The organism is Paraburkholderia phytofirmans OLGA172 (assembly GCF_001634365.1).
Lineage (GTDB): Bacteria > Pseudomonadota > Gammaproteobacteria > Burkholderiales > Burkholderiaceae > Paraburkholderia.
The window spans coordinates 4,398,074-4,424,101 of record NZ_CP014578.1; the positions used below are offsets into that span (position 1 = coordinate 4,398,074).

The following is a 26,028-nucleotide window of genomic DNA, read 5'->3' on the forward strand; positions in this document are numbered from 1 at the left end:
ACCTCCCGCGACCCTATGATGAAAGACGCGCATACGCCCGCCAGGCCGCTGCGCGCGGCATTCAAACACGGCGCCCCGCGCGCCATCCACTGAGCGTGCGGCACGACACGCCACGATAAAACAGCACGCCGTCGATCAGCGACGGCGCGCATCCGGTGAACGGAGACAGCAGATGGAACGGCACAGCTTCGGCCACACTCATGACGTGACAAATCAGGCGCCTCCGCTCGCGGATTACAACCTGTTTTCGAGCGACGTCGCGTTGTCCGCCGCCCTCGAACGCGAAGGGGCCGCGTGGCATCGCGAGGCATTGCAGCGGCACGGCGCGGTGCTCGCCAGGCCGGAGACGCTCGCGCTTGCCGAACTGGCGAACCGCCACACGCCGGAACTTTTCACGCACAGTCCGCGCGGCGAACGCATCGACGTGCTGGAGTTTCATCCTTCGTGGCATACGCTGCTGTCGCTGTTGCGCCGCGAAGGCCTGCACGCGTTGCCGTTTTCCGATCCGCAGCGCGGCGCCATGGTCGCGCGTTGCGCCGGCTACTTCCTGCACGCGCAACTCGAATCCGGCTCGCTCTGCCCGCTGACGATGACCTTCGCGAGCATCCCGGTATTGCAACGCGAACCCGCGTTATTCGACACGTTGCGCGATAAGCTCTACGCCCGCGAACACGATCCGCGCGACGTGCCGCTCACACAAAAGACCTCGGCGATGATCGGCATGGGAATGACCGAGAAACAAGGCGGCTCGGACGTGCGAAGCAACCAGACCCGTGCGTATGCCACGCGCGGCAGCGGCCGTGGCGCGGAATACCGCCTTGTCGGTCACAAATGGTTCTTCTCCGCGCCGCAATGCGACGCGCATCTGGTGCTCGCCCGCACCGGCGATCACGCAGGCCTCTCATGCTTCTTCGTGCCGCGCTTCGCGCCGGACGGCAGCAAGAACGCCGTGCAGATCCAGCGTCTGAAAGACAAGCTCGGCAACCGCTCGAATGCCAGCAGCGAGGTCGAATTCTTCGACGCGTTCGGCATCATGATCGGCGACGAAGGCCGCGGCGTGCCGACCATCATCGAAATGGCGAACTACACGCGGCTCGATTGCGTGATTGGCAGCGCGGCCTTGATGCGTGCGGCGTTGGTGCAGGCGATCCACCACGCACGGCACCGCAGCGCCTTCGGCCGGCAGCTGGCCGATCAGCCGCTGATGCGCAATGTGCTCGCCGACCTGGCGCTGGAATCGGAAGCCGCGACGGTGCTGTTCATGCGACTCGCGCGCGCTTTCGAAGAGTCGGCCGAGGCGTCGTCGGCTGCGCCCGCCGAACGCGCATGGCGCCGGATCGTCACCCCGGCGGCGAAGTACTGGGTCTGCAAGCGCACGCTGGAATTCACCGGCGAGGCGATGGAAGTGTGGGGCGGCAACGGTTATGTCGAAACCGGCCCGATGGCGCGCTTCTATCGTGAAGCACCGGTGAATTCGATCTGGGAAGGCTCGGGCAATGTGATGTGCCTCGACGTGTTGCGCGCCATGGAGCGCGAGCCAGACGCGGCGCAGGCCTTGTTCGCCGCATGGCAAGCGGATGCGCAAGGGCACCCGGCTTTGAGCGCCGCGCTCGGCAAGCTCGCCGCCACACTCAACGGCCCCGCCGAACATCGCGAAGCATCCGCGCGACGGATCGCGCAGCAGATCGTGCTGATCGCGCAGGCCACCTTGCTCCTGAAGCACGCGCCAGCGGAAGTCGCCGAGGCCTTCATCGCCACGCGTCTCGCGGACGGCTGCGGCGAGAGCGGCCGCGTGTACGGCACGCTGCCGGCCACGTTCGACCACGCGGCGATCATCGAACGGGCATTTCCCGCTTGATACCGGCCGATAAGCGCGACTCAACGCTCACGTTATCCAACAGGGATAGGGACACCTATGAAGAACGATCTGCCGGAAGTTGCCGCGCTCGAAGCGCTGCTGCGCGATCAACGCCATGCTTATTTGCGCGCGCCGTATCCGTCGTGGGCAGCCCGTGCCGGACATCTGAAAGCGCTGCGCCAAGTCATGCTCGACAACCGCGACGCACTCGCCGACGCGATGAACGCCGACTTCGGCAATCGCGCGAAACAGGAAGTGCTGCTCGCCGAATTCCTGCTGATCAAGGAAGAGATCGACGCCGCGCTCAGGCACGGCAAACGCTGGATGAAAGCACAGCGCCGCAGCACCAGCAAATGGCTGATGCCGGCGCGCGCGAAAGTCGTGCCGCAGCCGCTCGGCGTGGTCGGCATCATCGTGCCGTGGAATTATCCGGTGCTGCTCGCCGCCGGTCCGCTGATCAGTGCGCTGACCGCCGGCAACCGCGCCATCATCAAAATGTCCGAATTGACGCCGCGCACTTCGGCGCTATTCGAGCAGCTGATCGGCCAGACCTTCGCACGCGACCACGTCGCCGTGGTGAACGGCGACGCCGCCCTCGCCGCCGCGTTCAGTGCGCAACCGTTCGACCATCTGCTGTTCACCGGCTCGACCAAGGTCGGCCATGAAGTGATGCGCGCCGCCGCCGAACATCTGACGCCGGTCACGCTGGAGCTCGGCGGCAAGTCGCCGGCGATCATCGGTCAGCATGCGCGCTTCGACAACGCGGTGGATAACCTCATCGCCGGCAAGACGCTCAACGCGGGCCAGACCTGCGTCGCGCCGGACTACGTGCTGGTGCCGCGCGGCAAGGAGCAGGCGTTCATCGACCGGGCGCGCGCGCGGATGGCGAAGATGTACCCAGATTTCGCGCACAACCTCGATTACACGTCGATCATCTCGGAGCGGCACTTTGCGCGGCTGCAACGTCTGGCGGACGAAGCGCAGGCCGCCGGCGCGCAACTGCACACGCTCGCCGACAGCACACCGGACGAGGCAAGCCGCCGCTTCCCGCTGATCGCCGTCACGAATGCGCCGGACGAGAGTGCGCTGATGCAGGAGGAAATCTTCGGCCCGCTGCTGCCGATCGTCCCTTATGACACGCTCGACGACGCGATCGCGTGGATCAACGCGCGGCCGCGGCCGCTCGCGCTGTATCTCTACGCCGACGACACCGCGACCATCAAGCGCGTCACGCGCGACACCATCGCGGGCGGCATGGCGATCAACGAAACGCTGATGCATCTGGCGTGCGAAAGCCTGCCGTTCGGCGGCGTCGGCGCGAGCGGGATGGGGGCATATCACGGTTACGAAGGCTTCGTGACCTTCTCGAAGATGAAGCCGGTATTGACGCAGGCGCGCCTGAACGCGCGCGGATGGATCTCGCCACCGTACGGCAAGCGGGTGAACGCGCTGCTGAAGCTGATGATGCGGTTTTGATGGGGCGGCCATCCGTGGGCCGGCCGTCAGCGCGGCGGGCATCCGTGGGCCGGCCATCCGGGCGGCGGGCGCCCACAGGCAGACGCGTTCAGCGCCCGGGCGCCCCACCAGAAACATCCGCAATATCCGTCGCGACCATATCGGTCACGTCCTGCACGGCGGCCGCTGCACCTTCCGGCGCGTCCCCGGCGCCGCTTTCCAGCCGATGCAGCCACGCGAGCAGTTCCGCCACCGCCTGATAAAGCTGCGGCGGAATTCGCGTGTCGAGATCGACCTGCATCAGCAACGAGACCATTTCCGGCGCCTCGTGCACATACAGGCCGGCCTCCTTGGCGCGCTGCACGATCATCTCAGCCAGCATGCCGTAGCCCTTGGCGATCACGCGCGGTGCGGGATCGCTGCCTTTGGCGTCGTAGACGAGCGCGGCCGCGCTGCGGCGATTTTTGCGGCTCATCACATATCCCAATCGAAATTGTCGAGCGGCGTGACTCCAGGGCGGGTAACACCGGCCGTGCGGCGCCCACCCGACGCCATGTCAGCCTCCGAGGCCGATGCCGAGCGCGCATACGCCGACGCCGCCGCCTGCCCGGCCATCGCGGCGCTTGCCGCACCCGCCGCAGTGGCAGGCATGCCGCCGCCGATCTCGCGAATCGTCAGCCCACCCAGTTCGATGCCCGCGGCCGCGAGCCGCTGCCGAAAGCTCTCCCCCTGCGCCGCCAACCGCGCCGCACCGCTCGGACTCGCCTGCACGCGCGCCACCAGCCGCGAGCCGGTCAGCGTCAGGTCCGCATCGACGGTGCCGAGCGTCGGCAGCGAAAGTGTTAGCCGCGTATGCCACGGCTGATCGTCTTCGCTCGCCATGCCACCGCCGCTGCGGTCCCATTCGTCGCCTTCCTGCTCGATGGTCCAGTCGAGCCTCGCGCCCGGCCATGCTTCGCCAGTCCAGCGAAACTGCCCGGTGGCGAGCAGATCGAGTTGCTGACGCACCAAAGGAACGGTCGCGGGGTGAACCGCGGCCGCCATCGACTGCGAGTTTTGCGACGACCCGTCGTCGGCCAGGGGCGCGGCGGCGCTGCGTACGTTCGAGTGCGCCGGCTGGCCGTTCAGGTCAGATAGCGAACTCGCCAGGACCTCGCCTGCGACAAAGCGCGCGGCCTGTGCGGTCTGGATCGACGGCATCGCGCGGGCTCCCGCGCTGCCGGCCGGCGCGCTGTTGCCTGGACCGTTGGGTGCTGCGCCCATGCCCTGCCGGGGCGTCGCACCGGAGGAAGAGGCCTGCTCGGCATCGCTCGCCCAGTCGAGCGGCAATTGCGCGTCGGCGGCCACCAGCTTGTTTTGCGCCTCGCCGGCGAGGGCGGCGGGCGGCCGCTGCCCCGCCAGCCATTGCGCGAGATGGGATTCGTAAAACAGGCCGCTTTCTCCGACCGTCTGTTCGAGCGCGGCCGCGAGCGCCGCCACCGGCACCTGAGCCGCCGCCACATTGGCGGTGGCCGCGGCACCGGCGGTATTCGGATTGGCAGATGAAGCAGCGGGCGTGGCAGCCGTATCGAAGAGCGGCAAGCCGCCCGCCTCGACGTCGAGCGCCGGGGCGGCCGGCCAGATCGGCGCCTGACCGAGCACCGCCGGGGTCGCCTCGCCGCCTGAGCTCACGATCGCATTGAGCGTCAGCGCGACGGCGGACAGCGCGGTTTGCGCGGAAGCCGGCGGCGGCGCGGGTGGCGCGATGGGTGTGGTATTGAGAAGCTCGGTATCGACTCCCGCCGCGCCAGTCTGCGAGGCAGTTGCACTACCCGGTGCCAGATTGAGCAGAGTGTCGACCCGGTTCGCAAGCAGCGACGTGACGACCGCGTCGATTCCGTTCATACCGATTCCTTGGTCACAGTGGCGGCAGCGCGCTCAAATACGGTCGGGCGGACTGATGCAGCGCGTTGCCCGCGGGCAAACTCAGCGCGCCCCGTACAGTTCCTTGAGCACGCGGGTTGGCCGTCCGGCGAACAGCGCCGACAGATTGACCATGCGCGGATTCGCCAGATCGCGGATCGCAGCGTCGTCGGCCAGGATCTGACGGATCAGCGCGTATTTGCGCACGCGCTCCGTATCGTCCAGTCTGACGCTGGTTTCCGCGTCTCTCAACCCGTCCACCAGCTTCCGATATTCCTCCTGCAAATGGACCAGATCGTTCCACAGGGCGCGCCGGGCAGCCATCAGCATACGGCGGGAAATCGCTGCAATCGCCTCGTAGCGGGCGAAATATTCTGCGTTCGATGTCATCTCATGCTTTCCGCGGCGGGCTGCGCTGCCATCCGCGCGATCTCCGGGGCAATCCCGATCCATGCCTCTTCGAGCGTCGCCAGCAGACGATCGACCTCGATCAGCATTGCCTCGCTCTGTTTTATGTTGGTCAGACGATGCGGACTCGCGCCCATCACCCCTGTCTCGACGCCGACGCGTGCGTACGCATTGGCTCCAGAGTGTCCTGGGGAAAACATCGGCGCTCCTCCTCTCTTGCCCTGCAGTTGGTCGTGGCCCCCCATCCGGGCACGTTGCCGCACCAGGATTCCTGCCTGTACCTGGTTATCGGATAGGCAGCGGGAAAGCTTTAGGCCGATGTAAGGAGGATTAAGGGGCCGATGGGGCGGTATCGGTCGCCCTCACACCGACATCTGCATGATGTCGTTATAGGCCGACACCAGTTTGTTGCGCACCTGCAGGCCGAACTGGAAGCCGATGTTGGCCTTCTGCGAGTCGACCATCACGTCGTTCAGCGAGACGTTCGACGCACCAAGCTCGAACGCCTGCGCCTCGCCAGCCGCCGTAGTCTGATCGCCGCTGATCTTGTCCAACGACGCCTTCAGCGCCGAGGCGAAACCGCCGGCCGTCGCCGCGCCGGATTGGCCGGCGATCGGGCTGCTGCTGCCGGCCGCTTGCGCCGCCATCGACTGCATCTGTTGCAGCGCCGACGAGAGCGCGTTCACGGGCAAAGTCATGTTCTCTCCAAGGAATGACGACCGGCATGCCGGAAACCGTACCGATCTGGACGAAAGCATAGCAGTGGCCCATACGGGAAAGCCCCGAAACTAGGGGGAAAACCCGGCTCTATTCAAGCAATCGGGTTGAGCCGCGCTGCGGATAATTTCAAGGGTGAAAGTCTCTGTCCGCACGCCCGCCGACCCTCGGTGCGCATGAGCGGCAGAACGCAAAGGCATCCCGGAGATACCCGACGCATGGATTCGTCAGCCAACTCTTTGATCAACCCCGACGCCCGCATGGGCCTCGCTGGCGCCCAGCCGGGCACCGGTGCGGCCGGCGCCGGCCAGGCCGGCGGTGCCGCGGACCTCGGCGGCCTGGGGAGCAACCTGGGCGGCAACTTCGGCCAGCGTCTGTCGGGTCTCGCGCAGATGCGCGGCAACCCGCGCGCCCCGCTGATTTTCGCGGTTGCGCTGCTCGTCGCCATCGTCGCGGGTCTGCTCCTGTGGTCGCGCGCGCCGGACTACAAGGTGCTCTACAGCAACCTGTCGGACCGCGACGGCGGCGCCATCATCACCGCGCTGCAGGCGGCCAACATCCCCTACAAGTTCTCCGACGCCGGTGGCGCGATCCTCGTGCCGGCCGAACAGGTGCATGAAATGCGTCTGCGGCTGGCTTCGCAAGGTCTGCCCAAGAGCGGCTCGGTCGGCTTCGAACTGATGGACAACCAGAAGTTCGGCATCAGCCAGTTCGCCGAGCAGATCAACTACCAGCGCGCGCTGGAAGGTGAACTGGAGCGCACGATCGAATCGATTTCGTCGGTGAAGTCGGCGCGCGTGCATCTGGCCATTCCGAAGCCTTCCGTGTTCGTGCGCGACAAGGAAGCGCCGTCGGCCTCCGTGCTGGTCAACCTCTACCCGGGCCGCGCGCTCGACGAAGGCCAGGTGCTGGCGATCACCCGTATGGTGTCCTCGGCGGTGCCGGACATGCCGGTGAAGGGCGTGACCATCCTCGACCAGGACGGCAACCTGCTGACGCAGCCGTCCACCGGCAGCGGTCTGGACGCCTCGCAACTGAAGTACCGCCAGCAGATCGAGCGCAACACCCAGCAACGCATCGACGCGATCCTGTCGCCCCTGTTCGGTTCCGGCAACGCGCACTCGCAGGTCAGCGCCGATATCGACTTCTCGCAGAGCGAGCAGACCTCGGAAAACTACGGCCCGAACGGCACCCCGCAGCAGGCGGCGATCCGCAGCCAGCAGTCGAGCACCGCCACCGAAATGTCGCAAGGCGCGGCCTCGGGCGTGCCGGGCGCGCTGTCGAACCAGCCGCCGCAGCCGGCTTCCGCGCCGGTCACGGCGGGCAACGGCGCGCCTGGTGTGACGGCCACGCCGGTCAGCGACCGCAAGGATTCGACCACCAACTACGAACTCAACAAGACCGTCCAGCATCTGGAGCAGCCGATGGGCGGCATCAGGCGTCTGTCGGTGGCGGTGGTGGTCAACTATCTGCGGGTAGTCGACGCCAAGGGCCACGCGACCATGCAACCGGTCGCCGCCGACAAGCTCGCGCAGGTCAATCAGCTGGTGAAGGACGCGATGGGCTTCGACGCCGCGCGCGGCGACTCGGTCAACGTGGTCAACAGCCCGTTCACCGTCGACGCCGACCCGGATGCCGACCTGCCGTGGTGGCGCACGCCGGACATGATCGCGCTCGCCAGGCAGGTTGCGACCTACCTCGGCATCGGCGCTGTCGCTTTGTTCCTCTACTTCGTGATGGTGAAGCCGGCGCTGCGCCGCGCCTTCCCGCCGCCCGAGCAGGCCGTTGGGGCGCTGCCGTCGGCGGACGAGCCGATCCTGCTGGACGGCATTCCGGCCGCCGAGCGCCTGGGTGCGGCCTCCGTGGCCGAACTGGAAGGCGACAGCGAAATGCTCGCGCTCGAAAGCGCGAAACACAAATACGAGCGGAACCTGGAATTCGCGCGCAATATCGCCCGCCAGGATCCGAAGATCGTCGCAACCGTCGTGAAAAATTGGGTGTCCGATGAGCGCTGAAGGCGTAATGAAGAGCGCGCTCCTGCTGTTATCGATCGGCGAGGAAGAAGCTGCGCAGGTGTTCAAATTCCTCGGGCCGCGCGAGGTCCAGAAGATCGGTGTCGCCATGGCGGCGCTGAAAAGCGTGACGCGCGAGCAGGTCGACGAGGTTTTGCAGGAGTTCGTGCGCGAGGCGGAAACGCACACCGGCATGTCGCTCGATTCGAACGAGTACATCCGTTCGGTGCTGACCAAGGCCCTCGGCGACGACAAGGCCGGCGCGATCATCGACCGGATTCTGCAAGGCAGCGACACCAGCGGCATTGAAGGCCTCAAGTGGATGGACTCGGCAGCGGTGGCCGAACTCATCAAGAACGAGCACCCGCAGATCATTGCGACCATCCTCGTTCACCTGGACCGCGATCAGGCTTCGGAAATCGTCGCCTGCTTCACCGAGCGTCTGCGTAACGACGTGCTGTTGCGGATCGCCACGCTTGACGGCATCCAGCCGGCCGCGCTGCGCGAACTCGACGATGTGCTGACGAGCCTCCTGTCCGGCAGCGACAACCTCAAGCGCAGCCCGATGGGGGGCATCCGCACGGCGGCTGAAATCCTCAACTTCATGTCGAGCAACCATGAAGAAGGCGTCATCGAGAACGTTCGCCAATACGACGCGGAACTCGCGCAGAAGATCATTGATCAGATGTTTGTGTTCGAGAACCTGCTCGATCTGGAAGACCGCGCGATCCAGCTGTTGCTGAAGGAAGTCGAGTCCGAGGCGTTGATCATCTCGCTGAAGGGCGCGCCGCCCGCGCTGCGCCAGAAGTTCCTGTCGAACATGTCGCAGCGTGCTGCCGAACTGCTCGCCGAAGACCTCGATGCGCGCGGCCCGGTGCGCGTCTCCGAAGTCGAGACGCAGCAGCGCCGCATCCTGCAGATCGTGCGCAATCTGGCGGAAAGCGGCCAGATCGTTCTAGGCGGCAAGGCGGAAGATGCTTATGTCTGATCAGAACTCCGCGGCGAAGGAAAGCCTCTCGGCCTACCAGCGCTGGGAGATGGCCTCGTTCGATCCGGTGCCGCCGGCGCCGCCCGAACCCGAAGTCGACGACGGCGCGTTCGAAGCCGAACTCCAACGTCTGCGCGACGCCGCGCATGCACAGGGCATTGCGACGGGTCACGTCGCCGGGCAGGCGCTCGGTTATCAGGCCGGTTACGAGCAAGGCCACGCACAGGGTTTCGTGCAAGGCCAGAGCGAAGCGCGCGAAGAAGCGGCACGTCTTGCCGCGCTGGCCGAGACCTTCAAGGCGGCACTCAACGGCGCGCAAGGTGCGATCTCCGAGACACTGGTCGCGTTGGCGCTGGACATTGCCCAACAGGTGGTGCGCCAGCATGTGCAGCACGATCCGACCGCGCTGATCGCGGCAGCCCGTGAGGTGCTGGCCACCGAACCGGCACTGCTCGGCGCGCCGGCGCTCATCGTCAGCCCCGCCGACCTGCCGGTCGTCGAAGCCTATCTGATGGAAGAGCTGCAAACGCGCGGCTGGACCGTGCGTACCGATCCGTCGGTCGAACGCGGCGGCTGCCGTGCGCAAGCCGGCACCGGTGAGGTGGACGCCGGCATCGACACGCGCTGGGAGCGCGTCGCCGCCGCACTCGGCAAGGTAAGCACATGGTGACGCCGACGCTCGAAGAAATCCACGCCAGCGATCTGACGCCGCTCGAACGCGAGCTGGCGCTGGCGTCGTTCGGCGCCGAGGCGCTGGCGGATGTGCCGGCTGCAGTGACACCCGCTGCGGCTGCGATCGCAGCCATCGACGCCGCGTTGCGCGAGCCGGGCGCCGGGCATCCGGCGCAGGGCGCGGCGGCGAGCCGCGAGTCCGACGCTGCAGATGCCGCTGCAGATGCCGCTTTTTCGAGCCCCGCTTCCCCCCCTCCCGCCCCGTACGATCCCGCACTCGACAGCAACCCGCACATGCAGGCCTGGCGCGGCCGGCTCGACGCGCTGCGCGCCCGCAACGCGATCGCCAAGCCGATGCGTGCCTGCGGACGTTTGACGCGCGCCGCCGGTCTGGTGCTCGAAGCGGTCGGGCTGCGCCTGTCGGTGGGCGCCGAAGTGATGATCGAACTGCCGTTCGGCAGTTCTCTGCCGATGGCCGAAGCCGAAGTAGTCGGTTTCTCCGGCGACAAACTGTTTCTGATGCCAACCACCGAAGTGATCGGCCTCCTGCCTGGCGCACGCGTGTACCCGCTCGAGAGCGCGCCGATCGCCGATCCGATGGCGGGCGCGAAGCGTTTGCCGGTCGGCTGGGAACTGCTCGGCCGCGTGCTGGACGCGTCCGGCCGCCCGCTCGACGGCCTCGGCCCGCTCGGCGCGCATGCCGATGCGCCGTTGTCCTCGCCGGTCATCAACCCGCTGAATCGCGAGCCGATTCACAAGGTGCTCGACGTCGGCGTGCGCGCGATCAATGCCCTCCTGACCGTGGGGCGCGGGCAGCGCATGGGTCTGTTCGCCGGTTCGGGCGTCGGTAAATCGGTGCTGCTCGGCACGATGGCGCGCTACACCAGCGCCGAGGTGATCGTGATCGGCCTGATCGGCGAACGCGGCCGCGAAGTGAAGGAATTCATCGAGCAGATTCTCGGCGAGGAAGGTCTCGCGCGCTCGGTTGTGATCGCCGCGCCGGCCGACGTCTCCCCGCTCTTGCGGATGCAGGCTGCGTCGTACTCGACCTCGCTCGCCGAATATTTTCGCGATCAGGGCAAGCACGTGCTGCTGCTGATGGATTCGCTGACCCGTTACGCGATGGCGCAGCGCGAGATCGCGCTGGCCGTAGGCGAGCCGCCTGCCACCAAGGGCTATCCGCCTTCGGTGTTCGCCAAGCTGCCGGCGCTCGTCGAGCGCACCGGCAACGGCCCGGCGGGCGGCGGTTCGATCACTGCGTTCTACACCGTGCTGACCGAAGGCGACGACCAGCAGGACCCGATCGCCGACTCCGCGCGGGCGATTCTTGACGGCCACATCGTGCTGTCGCGCTCGCTCGCCGAGGCCGGCCACTATCCGGCGATCGACATCGAAGCGTCGATTAGCCGGGCAATGACCGCGCTGATCGACGATAGCCATCTCGAGAAGACGCGTATGTTCAAGCAGATGCTGTCGCGCTATCAGCGCAACCGCGATCTGATCAACGTCGGCGCCTATTCGAGCGGGCGCGACGCGCTGCTCGACCGTGCGATTGCGCTGTATCCGCGGATGGAAGCATTTTTGCAGCAAGGTTTTCGTGAATGCGCGAACTTTGAACCGAGTCTCGAGATGCTGAACGCTCTGTTTGCCTAAGGAGGCTAACGATGGCGAAACACTTTCCGATCAAGACCCTTATTGGCCTGGCTCAGGACGATGTGGATGCTGCCGCACAACGTCTGGGCCGCGCGCAGCGCGAGCGCAACGACGTGCAGTCGCAACTTGATTCGCTGGTGCAGTACCGCGACGAATATCACGCGCGCTTCACGGCAACCGCCCAGACCGGCATGGCCGCCGGCAACATGCGCAATTTCCAGGCGTTCATCGACACGCTCGACACCGCCATCGAACAGCAGCGCAAGCTGCTGGTGACGGCCAATGCGCGCGTCGAGGCCGCCAAGCCCGACTGGCAGCGCCAGAAGCAGAAGCTCGGCTCGTATGAAGTGCTGCAGGCGCGTGGCGAAGCCGCCGAAGCGAAAACCATGGCGCGGCGCGACCAGCGCGATGCCGACGAACACGCCTCCCGAATTCTGAGGATGCGTGCCGAGGGCGTCTGATGCGCCCGGGCGTCGCCTCGATTGACCGAACACCTCGTTTGACGGATTGACAGGATTCCCTATGTCGTTTCTTTCACAGATCGGGTCACTGCTCGGCTCTGCCAGCAGTACGTCCGCCAGCGCGGCCACGGCCGCTGCGGCGAACGCCAAACCGTTCTCGCAAACCCTGCAGCAGAGCATCGACATGCAAAACAACGCGGCCGCGCAGAGCGCGAGCAAGCCGCCGGCTTCGTCGTCCTCTTCGTCTTCGTCTGCTTCCCCGTCGTCCTCGGCATCTTCGTCGAGCGTGGATGGCGCGCCGCCGCCCGATCCTTCGACGAAGAACCCGGATACCGCGAGCAGCAACACGGACAACAGCAACTCGGCGGGTACGTCCTCATCCGGCTCGTCGGCAGCTTCTTCGGCAGCTTCTTCGTCAGCTTCTTCGTCAGCTTCTTCGTCAGCTTCTTTGTCCGCTCCTTCGTCTGCTCCTTCGTCTGCTCCTTCGTCCGCTTCTTCGTCCGCTTCTTCGTCGGCTTCTTCGTCCGTTTTTTCGTCCAATACGCAGCAGGCCTCGACCAAGGCCAACGCGACGCCGCCGAAGTCTAATCTGACCACGCAGACCGACGCGGGCACGGCAGCCGCCGCCGCCGCCGCGCAGGCTCAGGCGATTGCGAATAACGCCATCGATCCGGCGATCGCGGACCCTGCCACGGCACTGACTGACGCCGTGGCCACGCAGCCCGGCACGGACACCACGACGGGCACCGCCACGGGTAAAAAAACTGGCGCGACCGATCCGAAGTTGGCGCAGGACGCGTTGCAGGCGGCGCTGGCCGCGCTGGCGAGCGGCCAGGGTGTGGTTCCGGCGCAGGCGCTGGCAAGCGGCGCGGCGGCGAACGCTGCGACGGCGGCAGGCGGCCTGGGTGCTGGCGCGAACAACGGCCTCAATGGACTCAATGGACTCAATGGATCGTCCGACAGCAAGACGCTTGCGGCCGGTTTGTTTGGCGATGGCAAGGGCTCGAGCGCCGTCAAGAGCGCGTTGACGGCGGCGGCCACGACGGTGGCGGATCCATCGGCGTCGGCCAAGGCTGCGGCGGACGCGCTGACTGCGACGGTTGCTGGCGGTTCGCAGGCTGACGATCTGGCGTCCTTCAAGAGTGCGGCCGATACCGCGACGGCGGCGCTGGCAGCTGGCCAGGCCGCGGCGGGCGCCGCGAGTGCGACGGCGGCCGTGCAGACGACGGGTAACGCTGGGGCTGCGGAAGTGGCGAATGCGTTGTCGCCGCAGGTGGGCACGGCGGACTGGGAAGACGCGTTGAGTCAGAAGGTGGTGTTTTTGTCGAATGCGCATTCGCAGAGCGCCGAGCTGACGTTGAATCCGAAGGATTTGGGACCGCTACAGGTTGTCTTGCAGGTTGCCGATAATCATGCACATGCGTTGTTTGTTTCGCAGCACCAGCAGGTGCGGGAGGCTGTGGAGGCAGCGCTGCCGAAGCTTCGCGAGGCGATGGAATCCAATGGGATTGGGTTGGGGAGCGCTAGTGTTAGCGATGGGTTTGCCCGGCAGGGCGGGCAGCAGCAGAGTGCTGGTTCGGGGCGCTCGGGGGCGCGCGGTGGGAGCGCGGCGGGGTTTGCCGGCGGCGCTGGGTCGGATTCTGACTCTGTAGCGGCTAATGTTGCCGTGCGGCGGACTGTGGGGCTGGTGGATACGTTTGCTTGATGGTTTTTTGCCCGTTCGGGCGGGGGATTGCCTGGCGGCGCGGCTTTTGGGTTTGTTGCCTTTGGCGGGGTTTGTTTGCCTGCGCGTCGCGGACGGGTCTGCATGGGAAACCAGGGGCTTCGGTTCAAGTCTGCGGAGGCCATCGGCTTCGCCTTGGCGAAGCGCCGAATGAAGGGCGCACACGAAAACGCGGCAATCGGTTTTATGAACTACGCTTCGGCGCGCGCAGCGCCGCCGGAGGTATGACTCCCTTGTCACTAGCGCATGCAGGTGCACGAACACGGATTCCAGATGCACCACTACCGCTTGCGAACTACGGGACCCGCTTAGCATTAGCGGTTTGAGCCGCTTTCTTTGCTTACTTTCTTTGCGGCGGCAAAGAAAGTGAGTGCCGCCCCGCACAGGGGCAACGCTAATAAACCACGAACAATTCAAGGAAAGGCCAAGAACCCAGATCAAGGAAAGGCGCAAAACCATAAGCGCACAAACAAAAAGCGCCGAACAGGCAAAAAAGCAAGGAAAGACCACCGCCGCAGGTAAACAGAAAAGCAAACGCCAAACAGGCAAAAAAGCCCCAACTCGCCGAAGGCAAAAAACCCCAATCCCCCGCCTGAAAGGCAAAAACCAGAGATAGCCCTCAATAACCCTTCTTTTCGACCCATCGCGCCGCAGGCAAATAAACAACAATCACCCTCACCAGCACTAAAGGCAAGCAAAGCAAACCTCATGGCAACCACGACCGCAAACCAGCAAGCCGCGCCCGCTTCCCCGGGCCCCTTGAAGCGCATCATCCTGATCGTCCTCATCGCGATCATCGCCGCAGGCGCTGCCGGCGCGGGCGTGTGGTTCTTCATGTCCAAGCGCAGCCCAGCCCCCGCTTCAGCGGAAACCGCCAGCGCGCCGGCGCCATTGGCCGTGCCGCTCTTCTTCCCGCTCGAATCGATGACAGTCAACCTGCAATCGGACGACGGTCAGCAGCACTTCCTGCGTATCGGCCTGACGCTCAAGCTCGACGACCCGAAAATCCAGCAGGAACTCGCCGACCATATGCCGGAAGTGCGCAGCCGCATCCTCCTCGCACTGTCGAACAAACACCCGGAAGAACTCGCGCCGCTCGAAGGCAAACGCGCGCTGGCCACCGAACTCCAGACGCTGATCGAACAGCCGACCGATAAAGGCGCCGCGCCAGTCCACGTCCAGGACGTCCTGTTCACCGAATTCGTCGTGCAGTGAACTTGTTTCACGCTGCCATCATTAACCGCCGGACGCACGAGGAATAAGGAATGGGCCACGAAGAGTTCATGTCCCAGGAGGAGGTCGATGCCCTCCTCAAGGGCGTCACCGGCGAGTCCGACTCGGTCGCCGAGCAGACCGATCGTTCCGGGGTACGCCCGTACAACATCGCGACGCAGGAACGCATCGTCCGCGGTCGGATGCCCGGCCTCGAAATCATCAACGACCGCTTCGCGCGTCTGTTGCGCGTCGGTATCTTCAACTTCATGCGGCGTTCGGCGGAAATCTCCGTCGGCCCGGTGAAGGTGTTGAAGTACAGCGAGTTCACCCGCAACCTGCCGATCCCGACCAACCTGAACCTGGTCCACGTGAAGCCGTTGCGCGGCACGTCGCTGTTCGTGTTCGATCCGAATCTGGTGTTCTTCGTCGTCGATAACCTGTTCGGCGGCGACGGGCGTTTCCATACCCGCGTCGAAGGCCGCGATTTCACGGCAACCGAGCAGCGCATCATCATGAAGCTGCTCAATCTCACGTTCGAGCACTACGCGGCGTCGTGGAAAAGCGTGCGCCCGCTGCAGTTCGAATTCGTGCGCTCGGAAATGCACACGCAGTTCGCCAACGTGGCGACGCCGAACGAAATCGTCATCGTCACGCAGTTCTCGATCGAGTTCGGCACGACGGGCGGCACGCTGCACATCTGCATGCCGTATTCGATGATCGAACCGATCCGCGACATTCTCTCGTCGCCGATCCAGGGCGAGGCGCTGGAAGTCGACCGCCGCTGGATCCGCGTGCTGTCGCAACAGGTCCAGGCCGCGGAAGTGGAGCTGACCGCCGACCTGGCCGAGGTGCCGGTCACGTTCGAACAGATCCTGAACATGCGCCGTGGCGATGTTCTGCCGATCAACATCCCGGAACACATCACGGCGAAAGTCGATGGCGTACCGGTGATGGAATGCGGCTACGGAATTTTCAATGGTCAGTACGCGCTGCGGGTCCAGAAAATGATCAGCGCAGCCGACACGATAAAGGAAGGTGGATATGAGTGACCTGAACGCAAAGACTGAGGCCGAACTGGCCGGCGGCGAGCCGCAGCTGGCCGCCGACGCAGCCAGCGCCGAAGACGACGCGGCGATGGCCGACTGGGCCAGCGCGCTGGCCGAGCAGAACGACAACACGGAAGTCAGCGCGACCACGGCAGGCGTGTTCCAGCCGCTCTCGAAGGTCGAACCGACCTCGACGCGCAACGACATCGACATGATCCTGGACATTCCGGTCCAGATGACAGTCGAACTCGGCCGCACCAAGATCGCGATCCGCAACCTGCTGCAACTCGCGCAGGGCTCAGTCGTGGAACTGGACGGCATGGCGGGTGAACCGATGGACGTGCTGGTCAACGGCTGCCTGATCGCCCAGGGCGAAGTGGTGGTCGTGAACGACAAGTTCGGCATCCGTCTGACCGACATCATCACGCCGTCCGAACGCATCCGGAAACTGAATCGATGAACCGCGTTGCCGGTCGCGCCATGCTGCATGCGTCGCGCAATGTTCTCAATCGCGCTGCGTCCGCAATAACGACAGCAATGGCAACGACGGCAGCGGCCACCTCGGCGCTGATGTTCACGCTGACCTCGGTGGCGACATTCGCACCCTCGGCCGCGCACGCAGCCGACATGAACGCGGTCAATAACGCCGCGAAAATCGCGTCGGGTGTGGGTGCAGGCACGGCCGTTCCGGCGCTCGGCGTCGGCGCGGTGCTGCAAACCATCGTCGGCCTGCTAGTCGTGATCGGCCTGGTGTTCGCCTGTGCATGGCTCGCGCGCCGCTTCGGCTTACAGCCGGCCAATCGCGGCGGCCTCGTCAAGACGATCGGCGGCGCCTCGCTCGGTGGCAAGGAGCGGGTTGCAGTGGTGGAGATCGGCGATACGTGGCTCGTGCTCGGCACGGCGCCCGGCAATGTGCGTCTGCTGCATACGATGCCCGCAGGCGCAGCCGCGATCGATCCGGCCACAGGCACGCAACCGGGCGCCTCGGCTGCGTCGGGTAAAGGAGCAGCGTTGCCCGGCACCTTCGGCCAACGCTTTCGCGACGCGTTAAAAGGCGAACTGGGCAAACGTTTCAATGGGCAAGGCAGCGGGGATCGCTAATGCAGTTCAGTTTTCAATCAGCGCAATCGGTACGTCACGCGCACGCCACTCGCATGTCCTGCGTCGCCTCGAAAGTCATTCCCGTCCTACGCCGTATCGTGCCGGCCGTGTTGCCGGCGCTGATGCTGGCGCTGCCGACGCTGTCGTTCGCACAAACCGCCGGCTTGCCGGCCTTCAATACGAGTCCGGGCCCGAACGGCGGCACGACCTACTCGCTGAGCGTGCAGACGATGCTGCTGCTCACGATGCTGTCGTTCCTGCCGGCGATGGTGTTGATGATGACGAGCTTCACGCGCATCATTATCGTGTTGTCGCTGCTGCGCCAGGCGCTCGGCACGACCACCACGCCGCCTAACCAGGTGCTGGTCGGTCTCGCGCTGTTCCTCACGCTGTTCGTGATGTCGCCGGTGCTCGACAAGGCCTATAACGACGGCTACAAACCGTTCTCCGAAGGCTCGATGCCGATGGAGACCGCCGTCAGCCGCGGCCTCGCGCCGTTCAAGACGTTCATGCTGCGTCAGACCCGTGAAAGCGATCTCGCACTGTTCGCCCGCATCTCGCACGCCGCGCCGATGCAAGGTCCGGAAGACGTGCCGTTGTCGCTGCTGGTGCCGTCGTTCGTGACGAGTGAACTGAAGACGGGCTTCCAGATCGGTTTCACGATTTTCATCCCGTTCCTGATCATCGACATGGTGGTGGCGAGCGTGCTGATGTCGATGGGGATGATGATGGTGTCGCCCGCTACCATCTCGCTGCCGTTCAAGCTGATGCTGTTCGTGCTGGTCGACGGTTGGCAATTGCTGCTCGGCTCGCTCGCGCAGAGCTTTGTTTAACCGGGTCACTTAGCTGAGTCACTTAGCTGAGTCACTTAGCTACCTCACTCAACCCTTCACGCTTCCGGTCGAAAACGCCATGAATCAAGAATCCGTCATGACGCTCGCGCACCAGGCCATGTATGTCGGCCTGTTGCTTGCCGCGCCGCTCTTGCTGGTCGCGCTGGTGGTCGGTCTGGTGGTGAGCCTGTTCCAGGCCGCTACGCAGATCAACGAAACCACACTGTCGTTCATTCCGAAGCTGCTTGCGATCGCCATCACCATGGTGATCGCCGGTCCGTGGATGTTGACGACCATGCTCGACTACCTGCGCCAGACGCTCACCAACATCCCGTCGCTCGTCAACTGAGCGCGGCCCCGGCCTCCGCCCGGCGCTTACCCCCTCTCCCACCGCCATGTTTTCCGTCACCTACGCACAACTGAACGTCTGGCTCACGGCGTTCCTGTGGCCGTTCGTGCGGATTCTCGCGCTGGTGGCGACCGCGCCGGTGCTCGGCAACCGCTCGTTGCCGACGCGCGTGAAGATTGGCCTCGCGGCCTTCATCACGATCATCGTCGCGCCCACGCTCGGCGCGCTGCCTCAGGTCACGGTGTTTTCCGCCGAAGGCGTGTGGATCATCGTCAACCAGTTTCTGATCGGCATCGCGCTCGGCATGACGATGCAAATCGTGTTTCAGGCGATCGGCGCCACCGGCGATTTTGTCGGCCTGGGCATGGGTCTCGGCTTCGCGACCTTCTTCGATGCGCAGGCGAGCAGTTCGAGCCAGGTAATGTCGAGCTACATGACCACGATCGCGATGCTGGTGTTTCTGGTGATCGACGGTCATCTGCAGATGATCAGCGCGCTGCTGACCACGTTCCAGTCCGTGCCGGTGTCGGCGAATATTCTGGGCGCGCCCGGCTGGCGCACACTGGCGAATTTCGGCAGCACGGTGTTTTCGGCGGGGCTGCTGCTGTCGCTGCCGGTGGTCGTCGCACTCCTGATCACCAACATCTCGCTCGGCATCCTGAACCGCGCCGCGCCACAAATCGGCGTATTCCAGATCGGCTTTCCGATAACGATGCTGTTCGGCATACTGCTTCTGCAGCTGATGATCCCGAACATGATTCCGTTCTTCATGCGCCTGTTCGATGTCGGCATCGATCAGATGGGGCGGGTGGCGGCGGGGTTGAAGTAGCGCGGCGGCACTGCGTGCTTCGCCCTCACTCTCTTGATTTTTTTTAAGCATCGTCTGATTCGCGTCAATCAATGACGCCGGTAGCGTAACTCATCCGCCATCTGCTCTGGACCGCTGCGTCCGATGAACCCTGAACCCGGAGATTTCCGGAAACCCGGCAGGCCTGCGCGGACCGCCGGTTCCCATCAGCGGAACCATCCGATCCTGTCGCTTTCAGGGAGCGCTCATGTTAAATCGGTCTATCCCCGCGCGCGTGTCCGCGCAGCCTTCCTCGCATGTCAGCAAAATTGCGTTGAACCGTCTTCTTGGTATTGCTTTGATGACGGTCACGCTGGGCGCCTGTTCAAGGCACAACGAACCCGTAGCCGTTGTACCGCTCGAGCCTGGCGGTATGGCGCCAGTCCTGACAGTGAACATCGGCGCGAATCGATATCAGTTCGTCTTCGACACCGGAGCGACCACAAATTTGATCGATCCGCGTATCGCCGCGCGGCATCTTGGACGCATGAGCGAGGAACAGATGCGCCAGTGGGAACGCTATCAGGAGCCGTTGCCCCGCTCCACCAGTCTGCTGGGCGGTGCCGCCGCCGCGATCCAGTATTACCGGGCGTCGTCGGTGCGCTATGGAGGCTGGACGATACCGTCCTCCGGTCTGATTCCCGCTGTCGATGCCCCCGAACTGACGCGTCTTTCGCAAAGCGCCGGCACGCCTTTGGACGGCGTACTCGGCATGCGCTCGATTGCCGCCTTGAACTGGATATGGGATCGCCATGCCGGCCGGCTCGAAGGTTATCGCTTCGGCTCGAAAAACTTCGCCCCCCTGCTCCACGACATGGCCTGCACCGCCATCAGTATTCAACCCAACGGCCTACCCGCGATCACCCTGGATCTGCCGCCGTGGGGCGCCACATGGTTCGTTATCGACACGGGCTTCGTCACCAATTACAGCGGTTCACTGTCAATCGCCGATGTCGCTGTGCTGCGTCATATGAAAGCGCTGAGCGGCGAGGTGACAGCCAGCAACGGGCAAAGCGCCGATCCGGCAACACGTGAATCCGACACGTTTGTGCAGGTGGGGGCAGCGCGTCTCGAACACCTCACGTTCGACCGTCTTGTCTTCGAGCAGATTGCACTCTCGTCGGCGCGCCTCGGCATGGGTTTCATCAACCGGTTCGAGCGCGTTGCGTTCGATTTCGAGGCGAACCGCTTCTGCTTCGCTCCGCCGATACGGACCATGCCGGACACGCTCCCTACCCGTGCCGAACTGGCTGCGCCTGCCGTCCGCGAATGAAGCGGCAGGCATCTTCGAGACGCAAGATTTTCCGCTGCGCCGTGCGCCTGTCGTAGCAGGCGCATCCCCAGGTGCAGACGAAACCACCCACATTCGACTTCCTGGTCGTCATCGAATATGAGGAAATCTATGTTGCCTGAACGTAAAGTCAATTGGTGTTGCCGCGCGAATACCGCCGCGAATCTGCTCACGATCGCTATTTTCAGCATCGCAGCGAGCGCCTGCACGCCGGGGAACGACGCGCTCACTGTCATTCCCATCGATCCGGCACCGAGCGCCCTGTTGTTCGCGAAGCTCGTGTCGGGTCCGCATACTTATCGCTTTGTGTTTTCTACAAACGCGCTGACCATGATCGTCGATACCACCATGGCGAAGCGCGACCTGAAGCAACTTACGCAGTCCGAATGCAAGGCACAGGATTGTGCAAACGATTCGTCCATGCAAGCCGGCGCATCACCCGAGTATTACTGGCTGCCTCCACTAAAAAGCGGTCAATGGGCACTTCCCGAAGATTCCGCCGCGGCCGCCTTCGACTACCGGCAGATCGCAGCGCAATACGGCCAGATCGACGGCTTGCTCGGACTACCGGCGATCACGACGCTGAACTGGTTATGGAACCGTGGCGCGGGCACGATGAGCGGCTACCGCTACGATTCCCAATTCTTCTCGCAGGCGCGCGACGCCCTTGTCTGTACCGCAATGGAAATGATCGAGGGAGGCAAACCCGCCATCCAACTCGAAGTCGGCGGCCAGCGTGAATGGTTTGTCCTTGATACGAGCGCCGACGGCCGGCTAAGCGGCAATCTGAGCCGCACTCTGGTGTCTGCCCTCCGCTCCGGCCATGGTGTCGCGGCGGAAGTCATGTTTTCGCCTCCGGCACCCTCCGGACAGTCATGGCGCCACGCGTTGCTAAAGCCGAAATCGATGTCGTTGGCGGGTATTCGTGTCGACGGTCTGGCATTTGACGAAGCCGACGGCCGCTCGACCCTCGGTATCGGTTTTCTGTACAAACTTGACAAGGCGGCATTCGATTTCGCCAACCATCGTTTTTGCGTTCCAGCGTCAACGCGCGTGAAACCCGACCCGTTGCCCACTCAGGCCGAACTCGATCGCCTCGCCGCATCGGCGCGGCGAGACTGAGCGCTGCTCGCGGCCTCTTCGCCTGCGCCACGCAAAACAAGGAAGGGCGGAACCGGCTCACACCGGTTTCCGCCCTTCTGCATGTCAGACTATTCGCCCGCTTAGTTCAGGTACTGGAACAGAGAAACGTTCTGAATCTTCACGAACGCCTGCTGAGCCGCCTGCAGTGCGGTTTGCGTCAGTGTGTACTGGCCGATCGTCTTGACCATGTCGGTTTGCGTCAGATTGGTCAGATTGGTCGACGTCTGCAACGTGTTGCTCTGCGTCACCGTCTGCAACGCCTGCACTTCCTGCTCGCGGCCACCTACGCTCGCCTGCGCGGTGACCACGTTGTTGATCGTGTTCTCGAGCTGGGTCATGCTGGTGGTCAGCGCGCTCTGGAAACTGGCCGTCGAGGCCGCGCCCGAGACCGGCGTTTGCAGCGTGGCAATCAACTGATTCAGATTCGCAAACACGTCCATGCTGCCTTGCGTGGCCGGCGTCACCGTGAAGCTGTCGCCTGCGTTCGGTGCACCGGTGATGCTCACCGACTGGCCGCCGAGCGTGATGGCCGAGCCGGCCGTGAACGTCTGCGGTGCGCCCGGCGTGCCTGGCGTGCCCGGCGTGGCCGGGTTGGTCTGGCTCACCGTGTAGGTGGTCGCCGACTGGAACGTGATGGTGTACGTGTCCGCATTGGCCGGATTGGTCGGACTCGTCAGGCTGACGCTGCCGATCACGCCGCTGCCCGTGTTGCCAGCCGTCGCTGCCGGCACCGCGCTCGTGCCGATGGGCGCAACGCTGCCGAAGATCGCGAGGCCGCTGTCGGCCGTCTGGACGGTGCGCGCGTCGGTGATCTGCATGGTGCGCGTGCCGGTGTCGCCCGAATAGATCACTGCACCGGCCGAATTGGTGGTGTACGGCTGCGCAGTGCCTTGAAAGCCGGCGAACAGGTAGTTGCCCTGCGGGTCGGTCGAGTTGGCCAGCGTCATCAACTGGCTGGTCAAGCCCTGCAACTGCGTAGCGATCGCGCCGCGGTTGCCGTTGTTCAGCGAACCGTCGCCGGCGCGCAGCACCAGCGCGTGAATGCTCTGCAAGACGGTATTGACGCTGCCGAGCGTGGAGTCTTCCTGTTGCAGCGATGCAAGCGCGGTGGTCTGGTTGGTCGTGTATTGCGACAGGTTCGTCGCCGTCGAGCTCAATTGCACCGCTTGCGCGGCGCCGAGCGGATTGTCCGACGGTGTGGAGAGGCTCACGCCACTCGAAATCTCGGCATACAACTGCGACAACTGAGCCTGCTGATCGCTCATCGTCGCCACGCCCATGTTGAAGTACTGCGAACTGGAGATGCGCATGTTCAACGCCTCACTGGAAGATGCCGATCAACGTCTGGAACAGGGTCTGCGCGGTCTGAATGACCTTGCTGTTGGCCTGATAGAGCTGCTGATACTGAAGCAGGTTGGCTGCTTCCTCGTTAAGGTTCACGCCGGAGACCGACTGTTGCGCGGTGGTGATCTGCGTCACCACCGCGGTCTGGGCCGTGCTCGAAGTCTGAATCTGGTTGGTCTGGTTACCGACCTGGTTGACATAGTTCGCATACGCGCCCACCAGCGTGAGCGTGCCACCCGCCATCGACTTTGCGCTCGACAGATTCGACAACGCCAGCGCGTTGCTGCCGTCGTTAGTCGCACCGGTATTCGGGCCGATGGAGAATGTGTCGCCAGCGGCCGGTGCTCCGCTGATCGCTACCGTCACGCCGTTCATAGCGCCGGCCGTAGCGTTGTTGATCGTCAGCGTCGCTCCGGAGGCTGCCGAATACGGCACATCGGGCGTAATGCTGGTGTCGTAGGTGGTTGTGGCCGGCGGCGTGCCAGCCGTCACCGTCACCATCGAGCCGACCGGGAACCCGGACAGTCCCGTGCCGTCGTACGTCAGCTTGGTGGTCGCGTTGGGCATGGTGTAGCTCGCTGTCACCGTGCCAGGCGAAATCGTGCCGGTGCCGGTGTTGGTCACCGCGGCCGAGCCAAGCACGGGGGACGCAGCCGCAATCGCCGAAGCGGCCGTAGTCGCGGTGGCGAAGCTGCTCAGCGCGCCGCGAGTCGGCTCCACTGTGAACGAGTCACCGGGGTTCATCGTGCCGGTGGTCGAGAATTGCAAACCGTTGATCGGCTGGCCCAGGGAGGTTGCCGAGCCCACTACGGCGCCGTTCGAATTGTCGGTCAGCGTGTAGGTGGTGCCGTTATAGGCGAGCGTGTAGTCGCCGGTGGTCGGCTGCGCGGCATTCGCGAAGACAACGCCCAGCGACGCATTGCCGGTGTTCTGCGCGTTCGCGTAGACCGTCGGGCCGCCCACCGAAAACAGCGCGCCGCCCTGGGCGCCGGTGAGCGTAATGCCAAGCGCGTTCTGCGCGTTGACCTGCGCGGTGAAGCTCACGGCAATCGCGCCGAGCTGCGCTTCGGCCGGGTCGAGCGTCTGGCTGCGGAACGCGAGGAGGCCACCGAGCGTACCGCCCGTCACCTTGCTGTCGGGCAGATTTTGCGGCGCGGCGGCCGGGTTCGCGCCGGCCTGGCCGAGGTACTGCACCGAGAGTTCGCTGGTGTCGCCCGTAGCAGGCGCCGTGCCGAGGTTGTAGCTGTTGCCGGCGGACACGAGCGGTTGGCCGTTACTCATGAACACGCTGTAGTTGCCGTTGCTGCTGGTCACTACGTTCACGCCAATCAGTTGCGACAGACTCGACACGGCTTGATCGCGCTGATCCATCAGCTGGTTCGGCGGCTGGCCTTGCGTGCTGGTCGCGGCGATCTGTCCGTTCAACTGCGCGATCTGCTGCGTGTAGCTGTTGATCTGCGAAACGGTGCTGGGGAGCTGCATGTTGACGCTCTGACGCAGCGAGTCATATTGCTGACCCGCGGCGTTGATCTGATCGACGAGCGTCTGCGCGCCGCTCATCGCGGTCTGGCGGGTGGACAGCGTGGAGGCGCTATTCGAGACGTTCTGCAAACCCGTGAAATAGCCGGTGATCGCGCTGGCAATCCCCGCGGTCGGGCTGCCGATCAGATTGTTCAGTTGCGAGATCATCGTGTTGTACGCCGACAGCGAACTGCCCGACGACTGCGCGTTGTTCAGCGCAGTGGTCAGATACTGGCTGTACTGGCGCGTCACGGTGGCCGTCGAGACGCCACTCGGCAGATAGCCGGAGCCCGTGTACTGGCCGCCGCTTTCCGCGTAGACCGGCGTTTCGATCGTGTAGCCCGGCGTGGACGCATTGCTGATGTTCTGGCCGGTCGTCGTGAGCCCCCACTGGGCTGCGTTCAGTCCGCTGAGGCCGATACTGATGAGATCTGACATGCGTCATCCTGAAGGGCGACACCGACCACATGCCGCCGCGTTACTTGAATGTCCTGTTTAACGGCCCTTACAGGGAAAAATTGAGGGCCATTCAGCATCAACGCACCAGCGAGCGGCGCTTCATTTCGAGCTGCGTAATCAGACGTTGCAGCGTGTTTTCGGCGCTGCCCGGCAGCGTCAGGAAACGGAAGCCGAGTTGATAGCGCTGGGTGCCGTTCGGCAACGCGGTAGAGCGGTGCGACACCAGTTGCAGATCGAGCGAAAGCCGGCCGAGCGAGCCGAGCGACAGTTCGCAATTCAGCAGCTGCGTGCCCATCGGCAATTCGGCCACACGCTCATCCGCGGTGCGCATGCCGACACCGCCGAGCGACAGATCGTGTACTTCGAAGCGGAACGTGTCGCCTTCGGAAAAACGGCCGGTACACATATACGGATCGAGAATCGGTGCATCGACGCGGAAATACTCGCGGCGCTGCACGTAGAACAGTACCTCGGGGAAGTCGGCCTCGAAGGCGGGCAGTCCTTCGTAGCGAGTCTCGCGCGGCGTGGCGGTCGAGAACTCGACGCGCACGCCGTCGGGCGAAGCATGGAACTGGCAGCGCGGCGCACCCAATAAACCTTTGTTCTGTTCGGAGAGCGCGCCCCAGTCGAAAGTGAAGGTGCGCCCGCGCACGTCGACATCGAGCAGGCGCGTCACGAGTTGACCGCCCGCATATTCAACGGTGAGGAAATCGCCTCGATTGACGAGGTTGCGTAACTGAACGCCGATCTCAAGCGGATTGCGACGGCCGAAATCGGGAATGCTTTCGTCTAGCGGGGCGTGCGACTGGCCGGGTGCGTCGGTCTGGCCGTGCGACTGATTCGTATCCATGGGCTTGCCGGTATGCATGTTCTTGCGGGCGCGTGCCAAGGCTCCTGCCGGGGCTCTTGCGCGGTCTTCATCGAAGCCGCAGCACGCGCATTCAACCGGACATTACAACGCTTTCCGGTATCGGGTCTAACTGATTAGCGGCAGCGTTCAGCCAAAATTTAGGGGCGTGTAATGAAATAT

Annotated in this window: 26 protein-coding genes; 17 read left to right on the forward strand and 9 right to left on the reverse strand. The window is 64.4% G+C overall.

From position 1 onward, the window contains the following. Positions 1-172 precede the first annotated feature (172 nt). Positions 173-1,858, forward strand: a complete 1,686-nt coding sequence (locus AYM40_RS19445) for an isovaleryl-CoA dehydrogenase (protein ID WP_063497602.1) — start codon at positions 173-175, stop codon at positions 1,856-1,858. Positions 1,859-1,915: 57 nt separating this feature from the next. Continuing rightward, positions 1,916-3,334, forward strand: a complete 1,419-nt coding sequence (locus AYM40_RS19450) for a coniferyl aldehyde dehydrogenase (RefSeq protein ID WP_063497603.1) — start codon at positions 1,916-1,918, stop codon at positions 3,332-3,334. 88 nt (positions 3,335-3,422) lie between these two features. Here the strand turns inward: AYM40_RS19450 and AYM40_RS19455 are convergent, their stop codons facing one another. From AYM40_RS19455 to fliE, 5 genes are all read right to left on the reverse strand, one after another. Then, positions 3,423-3,788: an EscU/YscU/HrcU family type III secretion system export apparatus switch protein gene (locus AYM40_RS19455; protein ID WP_063497604.1), complete on the reverse strand. Its 366-nt coding sequence runs from the start codon at positions 3,786-3,788 to the stop codon at positions 3,423-3,425. After that, positions 3,788-5,197 (reverse strand): flagellar hook-length control protein FliK, encoded by a 1,410-nt coding sequence (locus AYM40_RS19460; protein ID WP_063497605.1) that lies wholly within the window; start codon positions 5,195-5,197, stop codon positions 3,788-3,790. The genes AYM40_RS19455 and AYM40_RS19460 overlap by 1 nt, the downstream gene beginning before the upstream one ends. A gap of 81 nt (positions 5,198-5,278) precedes the next feature. Next, positions 5,279-5,605 (reverse strand): flagellar protein FliT, encoded by a 327-nt coding sequence (locus tag AYM40_RS19465; protein WP_063497606.1) that lies wholly within the window; start codon positions 5,603-5,605, stop codon positions 5,279-5,281. Then, the gene (locus tag AYM40_RS19470) at positions 5,602-5,823 is read right to left on the reverse strand and encodes a hypothetical protein (protein WP_063498117.1); all 222 of its coding nucleotides are present in this window, start codon (positions 5,821-5,823) and stop codon (positions 5,602-5,604) included. Before AYM40_RS19470 ends, AYM40_RS19465 begins: the two co-directional genes overlap by 4 nt. A 162-nt stretch (positions 5,824-5,985) precedes the next feature. After that, a complete protein-coding gene (gene fliE / locus AYM40_RS19475) occupies positions 5,986-6,321 on the reverse strand; it encodes a flagellar hook-basal body complex protein FliE (RefSeq protein ID WP_063497607.1) in 336 nt (111 codons plus the stop codon). Positions 6,322-6,558: 237 nt separating this feature from the next. On the opposite strand from fliE, the gene fliF reads away from it, so the two are divergent. The 6 genes from fliF (at position 6,559) to AYM40_RS19505 (ending at position 13,831) form a co-directional block, all read left to right on the forward strand. Next, positions 6,559-8,355, forward strand: a complete 1,797-nt coding sequence (fliF, locus tag AYM40_RS19480) for a flagellar basal-body MS-ring/collar protein FliF (protein WP_063497608.1) — start codon at positions 6,559-6,561, stop codon at positions 8,353-8,355. Continuing rightward, positions 8,345-9,340 (forward strand): flagellar motor switch protein FliG, encoded by a 996-nt coding sequence (gene fliG / locus AYM40_RS19485; protein ID WP_063497609.1) that lies wholly within the window; start codon positions 8,345-8,347, stop codon positions 9,338-9,340. Before fliF ends, fliG begins: the two co-directional genes overlap by 11 nt. Beyond that, complete coding sequence (gene fliH, locus AYM40_RS19490) at positions 9,327-10,010, forward strand: flagellar assembly protein FliH (RefSeq protein ID WP_181448388.1); 684 nt, start codon at positions 9,327-9,329, stop codon at positions 10,008-10,010. The genes fliG and fliH overlap by 14 nt, the downstream gene beginning before the upstream one ends. Beyond that, positions 10,004-11,665, forward strand: a complete 1,662-nt coding sequence (gene fliI, locus AYM40_RS19495; protein WP_063497611.1) for a flagellar protein export ATPase FliI — start codon at positions 10,004-10,006, stop codon at positions 11,663-11,665. Before fliH ends, fliI begins: the two co-directional genes overlap by 7 nt. A gap of 11 nt (positions 11,666-11,676) precedes the next feature. Beyond that, positions 11,677-12,126, forward strand: coding sequence for a flagellar export protein FliJ (gene fliJ, locus AYM40_RS19500; protein ID WP_063497612.1), 450 nt, complete (start codon positions 11,677-11,679; stop codon positions 12,124-12,126). Positions 12,127-12,187: 61 nt separating this feature from the next. Further along, entirely contained in the window at positions 12,188-13,831 is a 1,644-nt protein-coding gene (locus AYM40_RS19505) for a flagellar hook-length control protein FliK (protein WP_063497613.1), read from the forward strand. A gap of 455 nt (positions 13,832-14,286) precedes the next feature. Here AYM40_RS19505 and AYM40_RS40375 read toward each other — a convergent pair whose 3' ends face one another. Then, positions 14,287-14,559, reverse strand: coding sequence for a hypothetical protein (locus AYM40_RS40375; protein WP_148662206.1), 273 nt, complete (start codon positions 14,557-14,559; stop codon positions 14,287-14,289). On the opposite strand from AYM40_RS40375, the gene fliL reads away from it, so the two are divergent. From fliL to AYM40_RS19550, 9 genes are all read left to right on the forward strand, one after another. After that, positions 14,558-15,064: a flagellar basal body-associated protein FliL gene (gene fliL / locus AYM40_RS19510; protein WP_063497614.1), complete on the forward strand. Its 507-nt coding sequence runs from the start codon at positions 14,558-14,560 to the stop codon at positions 15,062-15,064. The two genes, AYM40_RS40375 and fliL, sit on opposite strands and share 2 nt — an antisense overlap. A 50-nt stretch (positions 15,065-15,114) precedes the next feature. Continuing rightward, positions 15,115-16,113 (forward strand): flagellar motor switch protein FliM, encoded by a 999-nt coding sequence (gene fliM / locus AYM40_RS19515; RefSeq protein ID WP_063497615.1) that lies wholly within the window; start codon positions 15,115-15,117, stop codon positions 16,111-16,113. Then, positions 16,106-16,570, forward strand: a complete 465-nt coding sequence (fliN, locus tag AYM40_RS19520; protein ID WP_063497616.1) for a flagellar motor switch protein FliN — start codon at positions 16,106-16,108, stop codon at positions 16,568-16,570. The genes fliM and fliN overlap by 8 nt, the downstream gene beginning before the upstream one ends. After that, positions 16,567-17,211 (forward strand): flagellar biosynthetic protein FliO, encoded by a 645-nt coding sequence (fliO, locus tag AYM40_RS19525; RefSeq protein ID WP_082855128.1) that lies wholly within the window; start codon positions 16,567-16,569, stop codon positions 17,209-17,211. Before fliN ends, fliO begins: the two co-directional genes overlap by 4 nt. After that, positions 17,211-18,044, forward strand: a complete 834-nt coding sequence (gene fliP, locus AYM40_RS19530) for a flagellar type III secretion system pore protein FliP (RefSeq protein ID WP_063497617.1) — start codon at positions 17,211-17,213, stop codon at positions 18,042-18,044. Before fliO ends, fliP begins: the two co-directional genes overlap by 1 nt. Before the next feature lie 79 nt (positions 18,045-18,123). Continuing rightward, on the forward strand, positions 18,124-18,393 hold the full coding sequence (gene fliQ, locus AYM40_RS19535) for a flagellar biosynthesis protein FliQ (protein ID WP_028198519.1): 270 nt from the start codon (positions 18,124-18,126) through the stop codon (positions 18,391-18,393). A 46-nt stretch (positions 18,394-18,439) separates the two neighbouring features. Continuing rightward, positions 18,440-19,222 carry a flagellar biosynthetic protein FliR gene (gene fliR, locus AYM40_RS19540; RefSeq protein ID WP_063497618.1) on the forward strand — a complete coding sequence of 261 codons (783 nt, stop codon included), beginning with the start codon at positions 18,440-18,442 and terminating at the stop codon, positions 19,220-19,222. A 292-nt stretch (positions 19,223-19,514) separates the two neighbouring features. Beyond that, on the forward strand, positions 19,515-20,513 hold the full coding sequence (locus AYM40_RS19545) for a retropepsin-like aspartic protease (RefSeq protein WP_158515291.1): 999 nt from the start codon (positions 19,515-19,517) through the stop codon (positions 20,511-20,513). A gap of 129 nt (positions 20,514-20,642) precedes the next feature. Then, entirely contained in the window at positions 20,643-21,653 is a 1,011-nt protein-coding gene (locus AYM40_RS19550) for a hypothetical protein (protein ID WP_063497620.1), read from the forward strand. 101 nt (positions 21,654-21,754) lie between these two features. Here the strand turns inward: AYM40_RS19550 and flgL are convergent, their stop codons facing one another. The 3 genes from flgL to AYM40_RS19565 form a co-directional block, all read right to left on the reverse strand. Continuing rightward, positions 21,755-22,984, reverse strand: a complete 1,230-nt coding sequence (gene flgL, locus AYM40_RS19555) for a flagellar hook-associated protein FlgL (protein ID WP_063497621.1) — start codon at positions 22,982-22,984, stop codon at positions 21,755-21,757. Between the two features lie 10 nt (positions 22,985-22,994). Beyond that, the gene (gene flgK, locus AYM40_RS19560) at positions 22,995-24,977 is read right to left on the reverse strand and encodes a flagellar hook-associated protein FlgK (protein ID WP_063497622.1); all 1,983 of its coding nucleotides are present in this window, start codon (positions 24,975-24,977) and stop codon (positions 22,995-22,997) included. A gap of 97 nt (positions 24,978-25,074) precedes the next feature. Next, on the reverse strand, positions 25,075-25,848 hold the full coding sequence (locus AYM40_RS19565; RefSeq protein WP_181448389.1) for a flagellar brake protein: 774 nt from the start codon (positions 25,846-25,848) through the stop codon (positions 25,075-25,077). Positions 25,849-26,028: the final 180 nt, after the last annotated feature.

What these genes read in the sequence shown, in the direction of transcription:
- fliP (WP_063497617.1), top strand. Translation starts at nt 17,211, where the DNA reads ATGCAGTTCAGTTTTCAATCAGCGCAATCGGTACGTCACGCGCACGCC.
- AYM40_RS19565 (WP_181448389.1), bottom strand. Translation starts at nt 25,848, where the DNA reads ATGGATACGAATCAGTCGCACGGCCAGACCGACGCACCCGGCCAGTCG.
- flgK (WP_063497622.1), bottom strand. Translation starts at nt 24,977, where the DNA reads ATGTCAGATCTCATCAGTATCGGCCTCAGCGGACTGAACGCAGCCCAG.
- fliE (WP_063497607.1), bottom strand. Translation starts at nt 6,321, where the DNA reads ATGACTTTGCCCGTGAACGCGCTCTCGTCGGCGCTGCAACAGATGCAG.
- fliM (WP_063497615.1), top strand. Translation starts at nt 15,115, where the DNA reads ATGGGCCACGAAGAGTTCATGTCCCAGGAGGAGGTCGATGCCCTCCTC.
- fliI (WP_063497611.1), top strand. Translation starts at nt 10,004, where the DNA reads ATGGTGACGCCGACGCTCGAAGAAATCCACGCCAGCGATCTGACGCCG.
- flgL (WP_063497621.1), bottom strand. Translation starts at nt 22,984, where the DNA reads ATGCGCATCTCCAGTTCGCAGTACTTCAACATGGGCGTGGCGACGATG.
- AYM40_RS40375 (WP_148662206.1), bottom strand. Translation starts at nt 14,559, where the DNA reads ATGAGGTTTGCTTTGCTTGCCTTTAGTGCTGGTGAGGGTGATTGTTGT.
- fliL (WP_063497614.1), top strand. Translation starts at nt 14,558, where the DNA reads ATGGCAACCACGACCGCAAACCAGCAAGCCGCGCCCGCTTCCCCGGGC.
- AYM40_RS19455 (WP_063497604.1), bottom strand. Translation starts at nt 3,788, where the DNA reads ATGAGCCGCAAAAATCGCCGCAGCGCGGCCGCGCTCGTCTACGACGCC.
- fliG (WP_063497609.1), top strand. Translation starts at nt 8,345, where the DNA reads ATGAGCGCTGAAGGCGTAATGAAGAGCGCGCTCCTGCTGTTATCGATC.
- fliF (WP_063497608.1), top strand. Translation starts at nt 6,559, where the DNA reads ATGGATTCGTCAGCCAACTCTTTGATCAACCCCGACGCCCGCATGGGC.
- AYM40_RS19505 (WP_063497613.1), top strand. Translation starts at nt 12,188, where the DNA reads ATGTCGTTTCTTTCACAGATCGGGTCACTGCTCGGCTCTGCCAGCAGT.
- AYM40_RS19445 (WP_063497602.1), top strand. Translation starts at nt 173, where the DNA reads ATGGAACGGCACAGCTTCGGCCACACTCATGACGTGACAAATCAGGCG.
- AYM40_RS19550 (WP_063497620.1), top strand. Translation starts at nt 20,643, where the DNA reads ATGTTGCCTGAACGTAAAGTCAATTGGTGTTGCCGCGCGAATACCGCC.
- AYM40_RS19465 (WP_063497606.1), bottom strand. Translation starts at nt 5,605, where the DNA reads ATGACATCGAACGCAGAATATTTCGCCCGCTACGAGGCGATTGCAGCG.
- fliJ (WP_063497612.1), top strand. Translation starts at nt 11,677, where the DNA reads ATGGCGAAACACTTTCCGATCAAGACCCTTATTGGCCTGGCTCAGGAC.
- fliR (WP_063497618.1), top strand. Translation starts at nt 18,440, where the DNA reads ATGTTTTCCGTCACCTACGCACAACTGAACGTCTGGCTCACGGCGTTC.
- fliN (WP_063497616.1), top strand. Translation starts at nt 16,106, where the DNA reads ATGAGTGACCTGAACGCAAAGACTGAGGCCGAACTGGCCGGCGGCGAG.
- fliH (WP_181448388.1), top strand. Translation starts at nt 9,327, where the DNA reads ATGCTTATGTCTGATCAGAACTCCGCGGCGAAGGAAAGCCTCTCGGCC.
- AYM40_RS19450 (WP_063497603.1), top strand. Translation starts at nt 1,916, where the DNA reads ATGAAGAACGATCTGCCGGAAGTTGCCGCGCTCGAAGCGCTGCTGCGC.
- AYM40_RS19460 (WP_063497605.1), bottom strand. Translation starts at nt 5,197, where the DNA reads ATGAACGGAATCGACGCGGTCGTCACGTCGCTGCTTGCGAACCGGGTC.
- fliQ (WP_028198519.1), top strand. Translation starts at nt 18,124, where the DNA reads ATGAATCAAGAATCCGTCATGACGCTCGCGCACCAGGCCATGTATGTC.
- fliO (WP_082855128.1), top strand. Translation starts at nt 16,567, where the DNA reads ATGAACCGCGTTGCCGGTCGCGCCATGCTGCATGCGTCGCGCAATGTT.
- AYM40_RS19470 (WP_063498117.1), bottom strand. Translation starts at nt 5,823, where the DNA reads ATGTTTTCCCCAGGACACTCTGGAGCCAATGCGTACGCACGCGTCGGC.